General features: G+C 58.9%; 15 protein-coding genes. 7 read left to right on the top strand and 8 right to left on the bottom strand.

The window, feature by feature from the left end; translation table 11 throughout:
* Positions 1-6: 6 nt before the first annotated feature.
* From L6637_RS25990 to L6637_RS25980, 3 genes are all read right to left on the bottom strand, one after another.
* The gene (locus L6637_RS25990; protein WP_128955152.1) at positions 7-1668 is read right to left on the bottom strand and encodes a hydantoinase B/oxoprolinase family protein; all 1662 of its coding nucleotides are present in this window, start codon (positions 1666-1668) and stop codon (positions 7-9) included.
* Positions 1665-3728, bottom strand: a complete 2064-nt coding sequence (locus L6637_RS25985) for a hydantoinase/oxoprolinase family protein (RefSeq protein ID WP_128930089.1) — start codon at positions 3726-3728, stop codon at positions 1665-1667. The genes L6637_RS25990 and L6637_RS25985 overlap by 4 nt, the downstream gene beginning before the upstream one ends.
* Before the next feature lie 612 nt (positions 3729-4340).
* Positions 4341-4520: a hypothetical protein gene (locus tag L6637_RS25980; protein WP_128930088.1), complete on the bottom strand. Its 180-nt coding sequence runs from the start codon at positions 4518-4520 to the stop codon at positions 4341-4343.
* Positions 4521-4811: 291 nt separating this feature from the next.
* Between L6637_RS25980 and L6637_RS25975 the strand changes: the two genes are divergently transcribed.
* The 4 genes from L6637_RS25975 to L6637_RS25960 all read left to right on the top strand — a co-directional run bounded on the left by L6637_RS25975 (position 4812) and on the right by L6637_RS25960 (position 6108).
* Positions 4812-5168 (top strand): XRE family transcriptional regulator, encoded by a 357-nt coding sequence (locus L6637_RS25975; RefSeq protein WP_232995558.1) that lies wholly within the window; start codon positions 4812-4814, stop codon positions 5166-5168.
* 209 nt (positions 5169-5377) lie between these two features.
* Positions 5378-5608, top strand: coding sequence for a hypothetical protein (locus tag L6637_RS25970; RefSeq protein ID WP_188637395.1), 231 nt, complete (start codon positions 5378-5380; stop codon positions 5606-5608).
* Between the two features lie 49 nt (positions 5609-5657).
* Positions 5658-5840: a hypothetical protein gene (locus tag L6637_RS25965; protein ID WP_188637394.1), complete on the top strand. Its 183-nt coding sequence runs from the start codon at positions 5658-5660 to the stop codon at positions 5838-5840.
* A gap of 37 nt (positions 5841-5877) precedes the next feature.
* On the top strand, positions 5878-6108 hold the full coding sequence (locus tag L6637_RS25960) for a hypothetical protein (protein WP_188637393.1): 231 nt from the start codon (positions 5878-5880) through the stop codon (positions 6106-6108).
* Between the two features lie 9 nt (positions 6109-6117).
* Here L6637_RS25960 and L6637_RS25955 read toward each other — a convergent pair whose 3' ends face one another.
* Positions 6118-6405, bottom strand: coding sequence for a type II toxin-antitoxin system Y4mF family antitoxin (locus L6637_RS25955; protein ID WP_128930087.1), 288 nt, complete (start codon positions 6403-6405; stop codon positions 6118-6120).
* A gap of 421 nt (positions 6406-6826) precedes the next feature.
* On the opposite strand from L6637_RS25955, the gene L6637_RS25950 reads away from it, so the two are divergent.
* Both L6637_RS25950 and L6637_RS25945 read left to right on the top strand, forming a co-directional pair.
* Positions 6827-7141: a type II toxin-antitoxin system TacA family antitoxin gene (locus L6637_RS25950; RefSeq protein WP_128930086.1), complete on the top strand. Its 315-nt coding sequence runs from the start codon at positions 6827-6829 to the stop codon at positions 7139-7141.
* Positions 7129-7656 (top strand): GNAT family N-acetyltransferase, encoded by a 528-nt coding sequence (locus L6637_RS25945; RefSeq protein WP_128930085.1) that lies wholly within the window; start codon positions 7129-7131, stop codon positions 7654-7656. The genes L6637_RS25950 and L6637_RS25945 overlap by 13 nt, the downstream gene beginning before the upstream one ends.
* A 790-nt stretch (positions 7657-8446) precedes the next feature.
* On the opposite strand, the gene L6637_RS25940 is transcribed toward L6637_RS25945, so the two are convergent.
* The gene (locus L6637_RS25940; RefSeq protein ID WP_128930084.1) at positions 8447-9406 is read right to left on the bottom strand and encodes a LysR family transcriptional regulator; all 960 of its coding nucleotides are present in this window, start codon (positions 9404-9406) and stop codon (positions 8447-8449) included.
* A 553-nt stretch (positions 9407-9959) separates the two neighbouring features.
* Between L6637_RS25940 and L6637_RS25935 the strand changes: the two genes are divergently transcribed.
* Positions 9960-10754, top strand: a complete 795-nt coding sequence (locus tag L6637_RS25935) for a GntR family transcriptional regulator (protein WP_128930083.1) — start codon at positions 9960-9962, stop codon at positions 10752-10754.
* 27 nt (positions 10755-10781) lie between these two features.
* Here the strand turns inward: L6637_RS25935 and L6637_RS25930 are convergent, their stop codons facing one another.
* The 3 genes from L6637_RS25930 to L6637_RS25920 all read right to left on the bottom strand — a co-directional run bounded on the left by L6637_RS25930 (position 10782) and on the right by L6637_RS25920 (position 14832).
* The gene (locus tag L6637_RS25930; protein ID WP_164933595.1) at positions 10782-11753 is read right to left on the bottom strand and encodes a Bug family tripartite tricarboxylate transporter substrate binding protein; all 972 of its coding nucleotides are present in this window, start codon (positions 11751-11753) and stop codon (positions 10782-10784) included.
* 101 nt (positions 11754-11854) lie between these two features.
* A complete protein-coding gene (locus L6637_RS25925) occupies positions 11855-13225 on the bottom strand; it encodes an amidohydrolase family protein (protein WP_128930081.1) in 1371 nt (456 codons plus the stop codon).
* A gap of 131 nt (positions 13226-13356) precedes the next feature.
* Entirely contained in the window at positions 13357-14832 is a 1476-nt protein-coding gene (locus L6637_RS25920) for an aldehyde dehydrogenase (RefSeq protein WP_128955150.1), read from the bottom strand.
* Positions 14833-14942: the final 110 nt, after the last annotated feature.

Below are 14942 nucleotides of genomic sequence, written 5' to 3'. Positions count from 1 at the left end.
CCGTTGCTACTTGTGAGGAGGAGTGTATTCAAAGCCGTAGTCACGTTTCGCCGCCTCCGGCGTTACGTAACCGTCCAGCACGTCGTTGAGGATCGCCTCCCGGTCCCGACGTTTAACGTCACCGAATCCGCCGCCGCCGGGTAGCGAGAGCGTTAAAACCGTATCTGGCGGCAACATGCGGCTCAGCTTGGGGCGGACCTCCTCGCCATTCGAACTGGCGATCGAACCGGTCGCGCCGGATTTGCCATCGTACAAACCTGGTGCTGGATAGTGACATCGATCGTACATGCCTGAGAAGAGATAGGGCTTCTCGGTCAGAACCTCGACTTCCATTGTCTGGCCCAAGCCACCACGATGTTCGCCGGCTCCGCCGGAGTCAGGTCGAAGCGCTCTTTGCCGTACGACCAGAGGCGTCAAAGCTTCGATGATTTCCACGGGCACACCGGCGACACCGCTTGGATAGGAGGTGGCCGAGAGGCCATCGAGTCCCTTGAGGGCGCCAGTTCCGCCGGTAGAGAACCAAGTGTACGAGAAGAACTGATTGTCGCGCTTATCGAAGCCGCTGATATGCGTATTCCAGAGACTGTCGGCGCCGGGTGCCATCACCTTATCCGGCAGGATACCTGACAACGCGCCCATGATGGCTGAAGGGAGGAAGTGACCGACCGTATGACGGCCAGCGACGGCAGCAGGATGCTGAGCGTTGAGGATTGACCCGACGGCGGCGATCGTGCGTATCGGCGTGAACGAACCGGCGTTATTGGGCACGTCTGGCGCAATTGCGCACTTCACGCCATAGGTGGTGTAAGCAACGGTATAATTGAAACCGACGTTGATACCGAGATCAACCGTTGAGGAAGACCCTTCATAGTCGACGATGACCTCATCGTCCTTGATAGTGACCTTGGCCTGAATCTCGATCGGCTTGTCGAACCCGTCAATGGTGATCTTGAACGGATGCGATCCGTTGGGCAGAGCCGTAATGGCGGCTCTCATCGCCCTTTCGGTGCGCGCGACGATGGCGTCTGCCACCCCTTCGATATCCGCAAGATCGAACTCTTCGAGGAAAGACTTGAGCTGCTTTGCTCCGACTTCGTTCGCGGTGATCTGTGCATGAATATCGCCAATCACTTCATCGGGGGTCCGCACGTTGGCCGCGATCAGCCGATAAACGGCTTCGACGGGTTCTCCTTTCGAATGCAACTTCATGATCGGGATGAAGAGACCCTCCTCATAGACGGAGCGGGCATCACACGACAGCCCCCTGCCGCCGATATCGAGCGCGTGACAGCAGTTTGCAAAAAGCGCAACGACTCGCCCATTGTGGAATACGGGCGTTGCAATCGTGATGTCGTGAAGCTGAGAGACCGTAATCCAAGGATCATTCGTGATGATGACGTCCCCGGGCTGGAGCGTATCCAGCGGAAACGTCTTCAAGATGTGTTCCATTCCTGTCGCCATGGAATTGATGTGCCCCGGCGAGCCCGTGACCGATTGGGCCACCATCCGGCCGCGGCGATCGAACACGCACGCAGAAAGGTCTTCGGCGTCCCGGACGATGGACGTAAAGGACGAACGCATCAGGGCCGCGGCCTGCTCGTTCACGGCGGCAATGAGCCGCCCCCACATGATATCGAGCGTAATGGGGTCCAGTTCCTTGGCGCTCATCGGGCCACCTCGAGATCGACAATGAGATTACGGTTCTGATCGACGCTAATTTCGCCGGGTCCGTTGATAACAACGGTCGATTCACGTTCTTCGATGATGGCTGGCCCCTGCAGGCGATCACCGGCTCCAAGGCGATAACGGTCGTAGACCGGCACGTCGATGAGTCCTGCGTCAGGGACGTAGATCTTTCTGGAGCCCTTGAGTGGACCGTCGGACTTCGACGTATTGACCGGTAGCTTGAAGTCAGGCTTGGGCCCCGATGCGACCACTCGCCATGACATCACGTCGATTGGCGTGTTGGGTACGGTATGTCCGTAGAGTTCGGTGTAGACCCGCTCGAACGAAGCGGTGATTTCCGCGATGCTGTCTGGCCCAAGTTTACCGGAGGGAATCGGCACACGGATGTCAAAGCCTTGCTTGCGGTAGCGCATATCGGCCCAGCGACGGAACGAGACCTCTCGATCACCCATTGAATGAGCAAGACGGCTTCGCCCCTCCTCCTCCATTTCTTTGAGAGACCGATTGACTGCGCCCCAATCCAGTTGTTCCAGCCGTGCCGGGCTTGATCGCACAAAGTCAAATGCCAGTGGCGCGGTGAGGAAGCCGACGGCCGACATGACGCCCGCACCGAACGGATAGATGATCTTCGGCAACTTCAGGACGCGCGCGACGCCGTAGGCGTGAACCGGCCCCGCGCCACCAAACGCAAACATCGGAAACTGGGAAATGGTGCGCCCCCGCTCGATGGCGTGGATGCGTGCAGCAGAAGCCATTGCTTCGTTTGCCAGTTGATGGATTCCCCAGGCTGCGGCTATCGTGTCGAGATCAAGCGAGGCCCCGACTTGTTCGTTAATGGCACGTTCTGCGGCGGTCTTGTCGAGCTTCATATCTCCGCCGAGGAAGAAGCCTGCATTGAGGTAACCGAGCAGCAGATCGGCATCAGTGACCGTTGGTCGTTCCCCGCCCGCCCCGTAGCAGGCAGGTCCTGGCACGGATCCGGCGCTATGCGGCCCGACCTTGAGGCGGCCGAGTGCATCGATCTGCGCGATCGAACCGCCGCCCGTGCCGATCTCGATCATTTCGATGACGGGCACCTTGACTGGGAGACCGCTGCCTTTCTTGAACTGATATTGCCGATCGACCTCGAATTCCGGGGCCAGCAGAGGCTCGCCATCGACGATGAGGCAGGCCTTGGCGGTGGTGCCGCCCATGTCAAAAGAGAGCACGTCTGAAAGTCCGAGTGACTTGGCATAATGTGCCGCAGCCAACGCGCCGGCCGCAGGTCCCGACTCAACAAGACGGATCGGCGCTTCGATGGCTTGGCTGGCGGTGAGCAGACCGCCATTCGATTGCATCACATAAAGACCGGCTGCATCGCTGAGCTCGTCGCGCGTACGCGCTTCGAGCCGCGTCAGATATTTCTCGGCGATGCTCTTGACATAGACATTGCAGAGCGCCGTCGTCGAACGCTCGAATTCCCTGATTTCCGGGGAGATGTCGCTGGAGAGAGTTATCGCAACGCCGGGGAGCTTTTCCCGTAGGATGCGGCCAACGATGCGCTCGTGATCCGGACAAACGTAGGCGTTGATGAGACTGACGGCAACCGCTTCGATGCCTATTCTGCGCATCTCCTCGGCGATGCGCGCGACGTCGTCTTCGTTGGGGGCCTGGCGGATTGTTCCATCCGACAGAATTCGCTCGGCAATCTCAAACCGGTGACGCCGCCGGGCAATCGGGGCGGGACGACGCAGCCGAAGGTCGTACATGTCGTAGCGGTGCTCGCGCGCAATTTCGACGGCATCGCGGAATCCGCGGGTCGTGACGAGAGCGGTCAGCGCCCCCTTTCTCTCGATCAGCGCGTTGGTGAAAAGCGTCGTCCCATGCACAACATGCGAAACTTGGCCTGCATCACCGTTGATGACCTGCTTAATTCCATTGATTACGCCATTGTCAGGCTGATCTGGAGTTGTCAGGACCTTACCGAGCCGAAATAAACCGGTCTCATCGTCGACCAGGACGATATCTGTGAAAGTTCCCCCAATATCGGCGCCTAAACGCATCCGCTCCTCCAAATTCAGGATTTGGTAGGATTAGCGACTATGGGGTGACAGCCGAATTACCGTTTGGGCAATCCAGCTTTAAGGGAGCATTAGTCCTCCGCCCGCGGCTGCCTGCTGCGGCGGCGGCGTGCCCGACGCCCCCTTCTTGATCATCGTGTGAGAAGAGTTCCTCCCGTTCCGTGCCCATCTAAGCAGCCTCTTCTCCAGAGTCTTGATGCGTACGGTGACAAGCCTGGGAGGGCCAATCTGTCACGCGACAAAGTCAGCAAGGCCGTATTTCGCGAGAGATCCGGAGACGATGGCGAAGCCTGGATCTCTGCGACTGATTCACGGACGCGAGCGTCTGTGCCGGGAGAAGCGTACGCGGCCTGCCTTTCGTTTCCAGCAAATCGGAAGGAGCGGCGGGAGCTCGTCTCGTTTGTGGAGTTCGGGAAAGACCGATTGCTGGAGAAGGGGTTCGCAACGCGCAGCGTAGTCGCGCTCGAGCGCTTCCGTCAGCCGTTGTCCAGTGGATCAGACCGACCGGTCGGTGCCTGCGCAGGGCTGGGACCAGCAACAACATTAGTGCTTCGCACCTCCTTGACAACGCGCGTGACGATCTCGGAGGTCAACTCACGCTTCATCTCGCATCAGCTCCGCTATCCTTGCCGTAGTCATCGACGCCGAGTTGCCTTGCCCGGCACGGTCGTGTTGGTTGTCCTTGCAGATGCGCGAAAAATGATCCGCGCAGATTTCCTCGAATTTGTCCCAGCTCGGCGGCGGACGAAGCTGTTCGTTGTTGGCTCCAGACATGTTTCTGGATTCCGACCCGCCTGGTTAGTCGTGACTGGCGGCACCCTCGGTGCTGGTCCCAAATGGCTGCCCCTGACGAGTCAAAGAGCTTCCCAAATAGATTATCATAGGAACTTTCACAACTAATAGCTGCATATTTTGGTTACATATCCCGTTGATATATTTACGGCACTAGAAAATGGAATAAGTGCTCTTGAGAGCAAATTATCGCACATAAAGCGCTCTTAAAAGCAAAATATGGCAAACTGCAGGAAATTGCTGTATGCTCTTAAGAGCATAATAATCTGCTTAATGGCCTTCAAGAGCATGGTAGCAACCAACAAACTTCAAAAGGCGCCCCCTTACCCGGTGTCACGGACGCTCACGCAATTGGGAGCGGATCTGCGTACTGCACGCATCCGCCGCAACATGACCATGCAGGACGCAGCCAGCAGAATTGGAACGGGCGTGCGCGCTGTTATGGACGCCGAAAAGGGCAAAGCATCGACGGGTATCGTGGTGTATGCCGGGCTGCTGTGGCTCTACGATATGCTCCAGCCCCTCGAAGAACTCGCTGACCCCTCAAAGGACAGGGAAGGGATTGCTCTGCAAGCGACGCGGGAACGCAAGCGGGCGCGCAAGTCCGGAGGGCTCGACAATGACTTCTAAAGCAACACCGAATGCTTCGTCTACATCACGCTGCCGTGTCAGACCGAACCGATAACCGCCGGCCCGATTCTAGCTCGCTAAGGATCGCCGTGGCAATGCATTGGCTCGCTTCGTCTACGGCAAGTTGTACCTCTCAAACGGAGATGCGGTCGCGATTGATCCTATCGAGCTTGAATTATCGGATGAGACTTACGAAACAGGCCGACTGAATGGCGGTCTTTGGCGCGTTACGCGATGCAAGCTCGGACTATTGGGGTCGCCGCGTCATCGAGAAGCATGCCGGGGTTCCCCAGCTTGGCGAACTCGACTATCTGCTGAATTCAGCCGACGACGGCGTAGGGGCGCTTGGTTTGGACTTGGTCAACAACCTCCGGCACCACGTCGCAAATTCAACAAGACGCTCGAACTTGCAAAGCTTCAGGAAATCGCCGAAGCCTTGATGCTCTAGGAAGATGTAAAACCGAGGAAGGCGCCCAGGTTCGAGACTGGATGCTGCTCGGCACCTCCATGGGCGGAGCCCGTCCGAAAGCTGTCGTCGAAGATGACCACGGATTCTGGATCGCAAAGTTCAATCGTCCGGACGACCGCTGGAACAACACTCGCGTCGAACGCGCGATGCTCGAGTTGGCCAAGGTTTGCAGCGAAGGACGTTCTTCTCGTCAAGCGCTTTGATCGCACGTAGACGGGCAAGGGATATTTGCGTTCGCGGATGATCAGCGGGCTAACCGGTTTGCGAGCTGATGAAGCCGTCGAGATGCGCGATCGCTGGTCCTATGTGTTGATGGCGGAAGAGATGCGCCGGGTCACGGAGGAGCCGGGAAAGGATGCGAAAGAACTTTTTCGACGCATGACGTTCAATGCACTGATTTCCAACGTCGACGATCAGCCGGCCGCGTGCATCACTACGGACGCGACCGACTTCGTTCAAGGAGTGCAATGAGCTCGGCCATTATGGCTTGCCTTTCTTGGCTTTCGCCACAATGGCATCCAGATCGACGGCGGACTTCGGGGCGGCGTGGCCCGAGGAGAGATTGCTGTCTGCATCGAGCTTGATGCCGAGAGCATCAAGGACGCGAAGGATGAGCCCGAGTTCTGCGCGCTGGTGGCCATGCTCGACTTCGATGATCCATTGGCGACTGACACCAACCTGTTTAGCTAGCGTCGACTGATCGAGCTTGAGGCGCTTGCGCCGGTCGCGGATGACGGCGCCAAGATCGGCTGCGGTACGTGTGAGCATGGAACATCCAAATGTCAGCGATCGCTTACATTACCGTGTCGCCGTTCGCTGACAATCGGAAATGTCAGCGTTTGACAACATTTTAGAATGTCGCCGATCGACGACATCTGCGCCGGGATGTCCAATCATTTGAGACGCCGACAGCGGCTTAGTTTGGCATTGACCAAGCAAGCGGCGACCCCGCTCGACCGCAGCTGGGTTTTTTCCGCTTTTGGTTTTCCGACCGTTGCCAGGGACCTCGCCCGTTGAGAATCGACTTGGGGAGTTAAGTTGGGTTATGTGAACGTTTCGGTTGATCCATTGGTCACTTATGTCCTCTTCGGCCCTTTTTTGGATAGTTTCTTCGGAACCATTCGAACCGTGTTGACATTGTGTACACGAATGCAATATAACGCTTCATAAGAAGTGAGGAGTAACCGCAATGGAAGCAGCACTACAGCGCCCTGCGGCGCGAGTAAGGTCGCGCCGCGTCCGGAGCGAAACCAATATCCACATTCGCGCTACCGCACAGGTAAAGCACTTGATCGATACCGCTGCAGTGGCGGTGGGCAAGACGCTTAGCGAATTCATGCTGGATAGTGCGCGGCAACATGCCATCGATGTGCTTTTGGACCAAAGGTTATTTGTCCTTGATCCAGAGAAGCACGATGCCTTCTTGAATGCACTTGATAACCCGCCTCCGGCCGGGACCAAGTTGAAGGCACTGATGAAGCGTAAGCCGCTTTGGCAGAAGTAATCGAACATCCGAGGAAGCGTGCGGGCATAACCTCCCCCACGCTTCTCAAGCCGACGCATGACTTTAGCCGCTTTGATTGCGGTAATGAAGCCCTGACCGATTGGTTGAAGAATCGCGCCCTCGACAGCGAGGGCAAGACTGCTCGCACCTATGTTGTTTGCGAGGGCAATTCGGTCGTAGGCTACTACTGCATCGCCTCTGGAAGTGTTGAGAGGGCTGCAATTCCCAAGCCGCCCATAAAAAGGCACGGACTCCCAAATCCCGTACCTGTAGCCATTATAGGCCGCTTGGCGCGAGATCTTACCTACAAGGGCAAGGGGCTCGGCCAAGACCTGCTTCAACATGCCCTCCACCAAATCGTTCACGCATCTGAAACGATCGGTATTCGCGCCATCCTGGTACACGCGATCGATGAGAAGGCTGCCGCTTTTTGGAAAGAAGCGGAATTCATAGAAAGTCCGATTGGGTCCCGAACATTTTTCCTCCCTATCGAAACTGCCATCGACGCACTCTAATGGCGTCACAATCCAACTGCCCCAGTACCGAATGGCCGAGCCGCTCCTGGACCACCTTAGGCGCCGCAATTCAAGCCCGCCATCAACCTTGCGGTTTATATATCAGCTCGCAAAGAAGTGCCGAAAGAGAGTGAAGCCCGGATATTTTGCGGCGTCCATGGCCTTCTCGTTGGAGCCTTACCTAACTTGGTGATACCGGCGGCGATTTGCACCGGTCACAGGGCCCCGTTTGACCATGTAATCGCGGGTGACGATCTCGACGTCCTTCACCGGACTGGAAACACCGATCCGAGATCGGGCTTGGGACATTGCAGCCTCCATTCACGCAACGCATTGAATGCGATCGGCGGCAATGGGACGAACGCTCCTCCGAGCCTGATTTCGGGCGGCCGAGCTGATTGTATTCGTCGGCGCGCTCATGAACATGAAACTTACGCTTGGTGAAATCGACATTGACCCCTGCCTGCCCCACAATTCCGACGCGGAAAGGCCAGTGAAGATCACGGTCTGGGAAATTGAGCCTTGGCTGGAGTTGCTGCCGTTCACGGCGGCCGGAATCCGTGCGACGGTTTGGCGAAGGTCAACCTCAGACGCCCCATCTCAAACGCGCAGAAACAGTTAGGCCGACAAAGGGATCACGCCTTCATTGCGAAGTCGCCAGCGCTTAACACCCATGATGGCCTTTGGCTCCGGTACCATTGCCTCGTTTCGAGTGTTGCGCACCGGCCTTTACGAGCAGTGGACACTATCGAGCTATGTGGGCACGCGCTTCTGGCTGTCGGCGATTTGGCTACGTCTTTGCCTTGCGGCGGACGCTGGCGCGATGCCGGATCTCGACGAAACCATTCGGCTCCTTTTTGGAAACGATCTGGCGTAGGATTTCCAGAAGCATGTCGATCACCTCGGATGCCACTCGCGTTGGCGGACGATCGGCAAGGTAAATGAGGTCCAGATCGCTTCTGATTTCGGGGGTGACAATGGGGCTGGCGCTCAAGACGCCAGTCTCGAGCTCGTATTTGACAGCGCCGAAGGGGAGGACAGCGGGAGCAAGGCCCTGTCGCACGAGGTCTTTCAGAAGGGTAACGGAATCGATCTCCAGCACCGTGGATACGGAGAGATTGAGGCCAGCGGCGCCCGCATCCAGCAAACTTCGGATCGGATTTTGAGCCGACGGAAGCAGCAGAGCATGTTCAAGGAGGCTCGCAAGGCCGACCGGATCGCCAGCGAACATCCCTGGTGGCCCGATGGCGAACAGCCGCTCGACGGCAAGGCACTCACTGACGAGGCGCGGGCTATCTGGCTGAAGGCCGTTGACTAATGCGACATCGATCGAGCCGGTCAGCACCCAGTTTTGCAAATAAGCGCTATATCCCTCAAGTAAGCGCGGACGAACGCGAGGCAGACGTTCGCGACAGGCCCTGATGAGCTCCGCTCCCGCCATGGCGATAACCGACGGCGTGGCTCCGATAATCACGTCGCCGGTCAGGTGTTTTCCTTCGGCCATGACCTCCTGACGAACAAGCTCCACGTCGCGCAGGATTTGGGATGCGCTTCGGTGCAGCATGAGGCCTGCTTCCGTCATCTGCATGCCTCTCCCGTCTCGGTCGAACAGCGGCGTTCGCAGTTCGTCTTCGAGAGCACTGATTGACCGGCTGATGGCAGGGCCTGCTACGCCGAGGTGAGCCGAAGCGCGGGCGATGCTCTTCAGATCCGCGACGAAAACGAAGTACCGAAGCTGTCGTAGGTCCATGGCTTATGAACGGGCGAATTGATACATAGCAAATGCCGTTCGGCTTGTGCGGACGGGACCGCGACAGCTCTGCAACCAACCGTCAAACCGAGCTTGCCGCATGAATTTTTGGCCCTCACATGTTAGCCACTCAGCTTATGCGAGCCTGGCAGAGCGCACCAGTAGACGTTGGTTTCTTCCTCGCCCATTCGCCAGCTAGCTTGGGCAAACGCATCGCAAGGGCGGCGGCTGCCGAGCTCTCCGGCATCGTAGGTATGAATGGGTCTGCGGGGCCTGAACGGCGATCTGCGAAAAGGACCGCGAGAACGTGCTTCGTTGAGCCGCAATCCGCAGGACCCCTTTCCGACCTTGACGCCTGGTGAGCAAGGATGGCAAGGCGCGTGCGGCGGCAACTCTTTCGACCGCGGCTCGTTCTCGCCCAGTGCAAGTTGGATATTCGGCAATGTCAGTCCGAGCGTCTCAAGCCTGAGGAGACTAAATCGCAGCTAGGCAGCAGGATAATCAACTAGTATTGTATGATACCAATTACCGAATTAGTACAAGGAATTACTGCGTGAAGGTTTCCAAAGTCCAGCGCGTACCGGCCAAGGCCGCACCGCTCCGGCAACAGGTCGCAAGCAATCTGCGCACCGCCATCATTGATGGCCGCTTTCAACCAGGCGAGCGGTTGAAGGAAGGCGAGCTGTGTGCATGGACCGGCGTCAGTAGGACTGCCGTCCGTGAAGCCCTGCGGCAACTGGAGGCCGAGGGCATCGTCGACAACATCCCCAATCAAGGACCCGTGGTGGCGCGGGTATCCCCCGACGAGGCGCGGCAACACTATGAAGTCAGGGGTATGCTGGAAGGGCTGACGGCAAGGACCGCCGCCGAGCGGATCTCTGAGCGCGAAATCAAGGACTTGCACCGGCTCAAACGAGATTTGGACCGCGCCTTCAAATCAGGTAGCGTTGCTAAGGTGCTCGAATGCAAGAATCAGCTCGACGAATTCCTGATGAGCGTTTCGGCCAACAGCGTCGTCAAGGGCTTCGTGAGCGTCATTCGCGCACGTCTCAGCTATCTTCGTCCCATTGTTCTGTCGCAGCCCGAACGCCTGAAGGAAAACGCTGTCGAGGTCCATGCGATAATCGACGCGATCATCACACGGAAGCCGCAGGCGGCGTGGCAGGCTGCCGTCAATCACGTCAACATGGGCGCGAGAGCAACCCTCAAGGTGCTGGAGCAGCTGGAGGTGGCGGCGGAACACCAGGCCGCGCTGGACGCGGAAGCCGCGCTTCGGGCGAAACGTCCGCGGGGACGGCCGCGCCGTGACGCGGCACCAAATAATCCGGTCGGTAGGGTGACGATGTAAAAACCGGTCCGCGCGATGGTCTATCTGCTATCCACCCTCGGCCTGGAGACCGTTGTCTCGAACCACCTGCCCCCAAATATGCGCCTGCTCCGCGTAAAAGTTGCGCATGTAGTCCGGATCGCTCGCAGCGACCGTCAGCCCCATCGCGTTGATCCGTCCCGTCACGCTGGCGTCCTTCAGAACCGCGCGCATCTCTGTATTGAAACGCGCGATGATCTGTTTGGGCGTCTTCCCGGGCGCATACAGTCCCCACCAAGGCGTCGCGACGAGATCGGGAAACCCGCTTTCGGCGAGCGTCGGTACGTCGGGAAGGGTCGGGTGGCGTGTTGCGCCGGTCTGAGCGAGAGGGCGCAGCAACTTGGCGTCGATCTGGCTGTTGAGCACCGTGGTCGCTGCGATGATCAGGTCAATATGTCCCGCAATCGCGTCGTTCACCGCGGGGGCTGCTCCCTTATAGGCAACGTGGCTCCACTGCGCGCCGGAGCGTTTGGCAAGCAGCAGCATCGTGAGATGGCCAAGACTCGCCGTTCCAGCCGACGCAAATGCGAAGCCGCCCTGCTTGGCTTTCGACGCAGCGATCAACTCAGCCAAAGTCTGGTAAGGGCGTGACGGCTGACAGGCAATGATGTTCGGCGCCGTACCGACCAGCATGACCGGATCCAGATCTGTCTCGGAATTATATGGCAGGCTCGGCTGCGTCACCGGGTTGGTCGCGTGAGTATCGAATACGAACAGCCACGTGCGGCCATCTGGCGGTGACTTCGCCACTGCCGCCGCGCCGATGCTGCCCGCTGCGCCCGGACGGTTTTCGATGATGATCGTCGTTCCCAGTCTCTGCTGCAAACCCGGCTGAACCAGACGGGCGATAGCGTCCAGCGTTCCGCCGGCAGGAAACGGGATGATGAACTTCATCTGACCCGCAGGCCAGTCCTCTGCCCTGGCAACAAAGGGGGTGGCGAGTGCGCCGGCGAGCACGGCACGTCGTGTCAGTTGTCCCATGTGTTTCTCCCGAGGTGATGATCGAGAACAAGACTTCGGACCAACAGTTCGGGGGGTGGCCCAGGACGGCATGCAAGCGTCGCCGGCCCCGCCCATTCTCCTTATCGCTGCGCAAACGTTGCGATCGGCCCTGCAACAGGTTTTCCGCGGTGCCAGACCGCCGAGATCTTGTGGACGTTGGCTATGTCGGCCGATGGATCGGCGTCGAGCACGACGAGATCGGCGAGCTTGCCAGCTAGCAGGACACCGCGGTCATCCAGCTTGAGCAGCTTCGCCGCGCCGCTGGTCGCGATGGTCAGCGCCTGCATCGGCGTGAGGCCGGCTTCAACCATGAGATCGAGCTCACGATGTTCGGCAATGCCGGGGAAACGCAGGCCCACGCCGGAATCGGATCCGAACCCGATGCCGATACCTGCCTTGTAAAGCGTCATCAGGTTCTTCTGGTTCATCGCCAGCGCCTTGCGGGCGCGCTCGGAAGCTGGTGCGTCATGGACCTTCTGCTGCCAAGCCGGATCCTCCAATTGCGTCTTCACGGCGGGATCCAGTGCCCGGTTCACGAACGGATCCGCCGAGACCTGCGGCTTGTCGGCAAAAATGAAATTTGAATCGTCGAGCGCCAAGGTGGGAACGTACCAGGCGGCATTCTTCTTCATCAATTCGATCGTCGGCGGATCGATCTCTTTGTCACGGATGCCGTGCGCCAGAATGTCAGCGCCGGCCTTCAGGGCGGCCTGAGCATCTTCGAGGTCGTTGATGTGGAAGGCGACCCGAAGCGCGTTCTTGTGGGCCTCGTCGACGGCGGCGGTATAGACCTCCGGCTTCACTTTGACTGGCAGCAGCTTGCCGAAGTCGTCAAGCCAGATCTTGATCAGGTCGGTCTTGCGTCCCGCCATCTCCCTCACCGCTTCGCGCGCTGCGTCGGGCGTATCCGGGCGATAGATCTGGTTCGGGCCGACGGGAACGATCGCCACGGGCGGTGCTCCCATCGCAACCCCAATGCCGCGGTCGGCGCCAAAGATGTCGGCCCCTGGCGCCTTGCCGGCATGTAGATCCGCTCGCAGATCGTAGAATTCAGGTGCGTTCAGGCCCAGCGACGTGATCGTGGTGACGCCATAGGCCTCCCACTGTCGAAGTTGGGACAAGATGTAGTCGCGATTATAGTTGTCCGGACTCGCCTTGAGGCCCCTGACGATACCCACATGGGAATGATCCGAGATCATGCCGGGGATGATGGACTTGCCCTTGAGGTCAACGACATCGGCATCGGATGGCACCGGCACCGCCGTTACGGACCCAACGGCCGCGATGCGTCCGTCGCGAATGACCAAGACGGAATCGGGAAGCGGCTTTCCACCCGCTCCGTCGATCAGAGTGGCTCCCTTCAGGACGACTGACTTTGTTTGCGCCTGTCCCGGCATGCCCGATAGACACAGGCCCGCGATGGCCAAGATGACGACCGATGCGGCTCTCATGCGGCGCTCCTCCCTGTTTCCTCGTTCCCCACGGGTTGGTCCCAGGGGCCATTAAATCTTATAGTACTATATTACGAGCAATTAGCAATTGATCCCGAGACGATGCGCCCTGGATCACCTAACTCAGCGATTTATCGCAGCACGAACGGATAGGGCTCGTCGCCGCTGCTCATCCAGACGGTCTTGGTCTGCATGTATTCGTTGATGGCCTCGATGCCGTTTTCGCGACCGAGACCGCTGCGCTTGTAACCGCCGAACGGGGCCATGTAGCTCACCGTGCGGTAGGTATTGACCCAGACCATGCCGGCCTTTAGCCGGTCAGCCATGACATGGGCGCGCTTCATGTTCTGCGTCCAGACGCCTGCGGCCAGACCAAAGAGGATGTCGTTGCCGATCTCGACGGCTTCCTCCTCATCGCGAAATGGGATCACGGACAGGATCGGGCCGAACACCTCCTCCTGCGCGATCCTCATGCTGTTCTTGACGCCGGTGAAGACCGTGGGCTCGACGAAGAGACCCTTGCCGCATTCCGGCCGATGGGCACGATCGCCTCCGAGTGCCAGATGCGCGCCATCCTTCTTGCCGATCTCCATATAGGCGAGGACCTTGTCGAACTGCGGCCGGTTGGCGACCGGCCCGACCTGTGTTTCGTTCTGCATTGGATCGCCCATCTTGATCGTGGCCGCCGCCTTCAGGAGCTTTTCGACGAAGGCGTCGTGGACAGATTCCTGTACCAGCATTCGCGAACCGGCGATGCACGCCTGCCCGACGGCCGCGAAGATTCCGGCAATGGCGCCGTTGACCGCATTGTCGAGATTGGCGTCGTCGAACACGATATTGGGCGACTTGCCGCCCAGCTCCAGGCTGACGCGTTTCAGGCCGCGCGCAGCGCCCTTGTAGATCTTCTGGCCGGTGGCATCGGAGCCGGTGAACGCGACCTTGGCGACCTGAGGATGCTCGACCAGCGCCGGCCCGACCTCATTGCCAAAGCCGGTAACCACGTTGATGACCCCAGGGGGGAAGCCCGCCTCCTCCACCAGCGCCATCATCTCGAGGAGCGATGCGGAGGTGAATTCCGAGGGCTTGAGCACCACGGTATTTCCGGCCGCCAGCGCCGGCGCAAGCTTCCAGGCGACCAGCATCAACGGCGAATTCCAGGGGATGATACCGACGACGACGCCGACCGGCTCGTGCTTGGTGTAGGTGAACATGTTGGGCTTGTCGATCGGGATGACCGAGCCCTGAATCTTGTCCGCGAGGCCGCCGAAGTAATAGTACCATTGCGGAATGTAATTGAGCTGCCCTCGCATCTCGCTGATCAGCTTGCCGTTGTCCCTCACTTCGATCTCGGCGAGCCGCTCTGCATTCGCCGCGATCAGGTCCCCCAGCTTGCGCATCAGCGCGCCGCGCTGCGTTGCATTCAGCTTGGGCCACGGCCCCACATTCATCGCCCGATGCGCCGCCTGGACTGCGCGCGCGGCATCCTCGGCATTGCCGCGCGGGATCAACGCCCATGGCTCGGCGGTGTAGGGATTCATGGTCTCGAACCACTCGCCCGAGGCCGGATCCTCCCACTTTCCACCGATATACATCTGGTACTTCTTCACGGAACGCCTCCCTGCAGCATAAATATCTGGAATCATAATATCGTATTATTGGCTTTTAGTGAGGTCAAGCTATTGCTTACTACGCGCCCTGAGGGAGGTTTGACAAAATA

This window comes from Bradyrhizobium zhengyangense (genome assembly GCF_022012435.1).
Lineage (GTDB): Bacteria > Pseudomonadota > Alphaproteobacteria > Rhizobiales > Xanthobacteraceae > Bradyrhizobium > Bradyrhizobium zhengyangense.
Note: the sequence above shows the minus strand (reverse complement) of the source record. Positions and strands in the feature narration are given on the sequence as shown.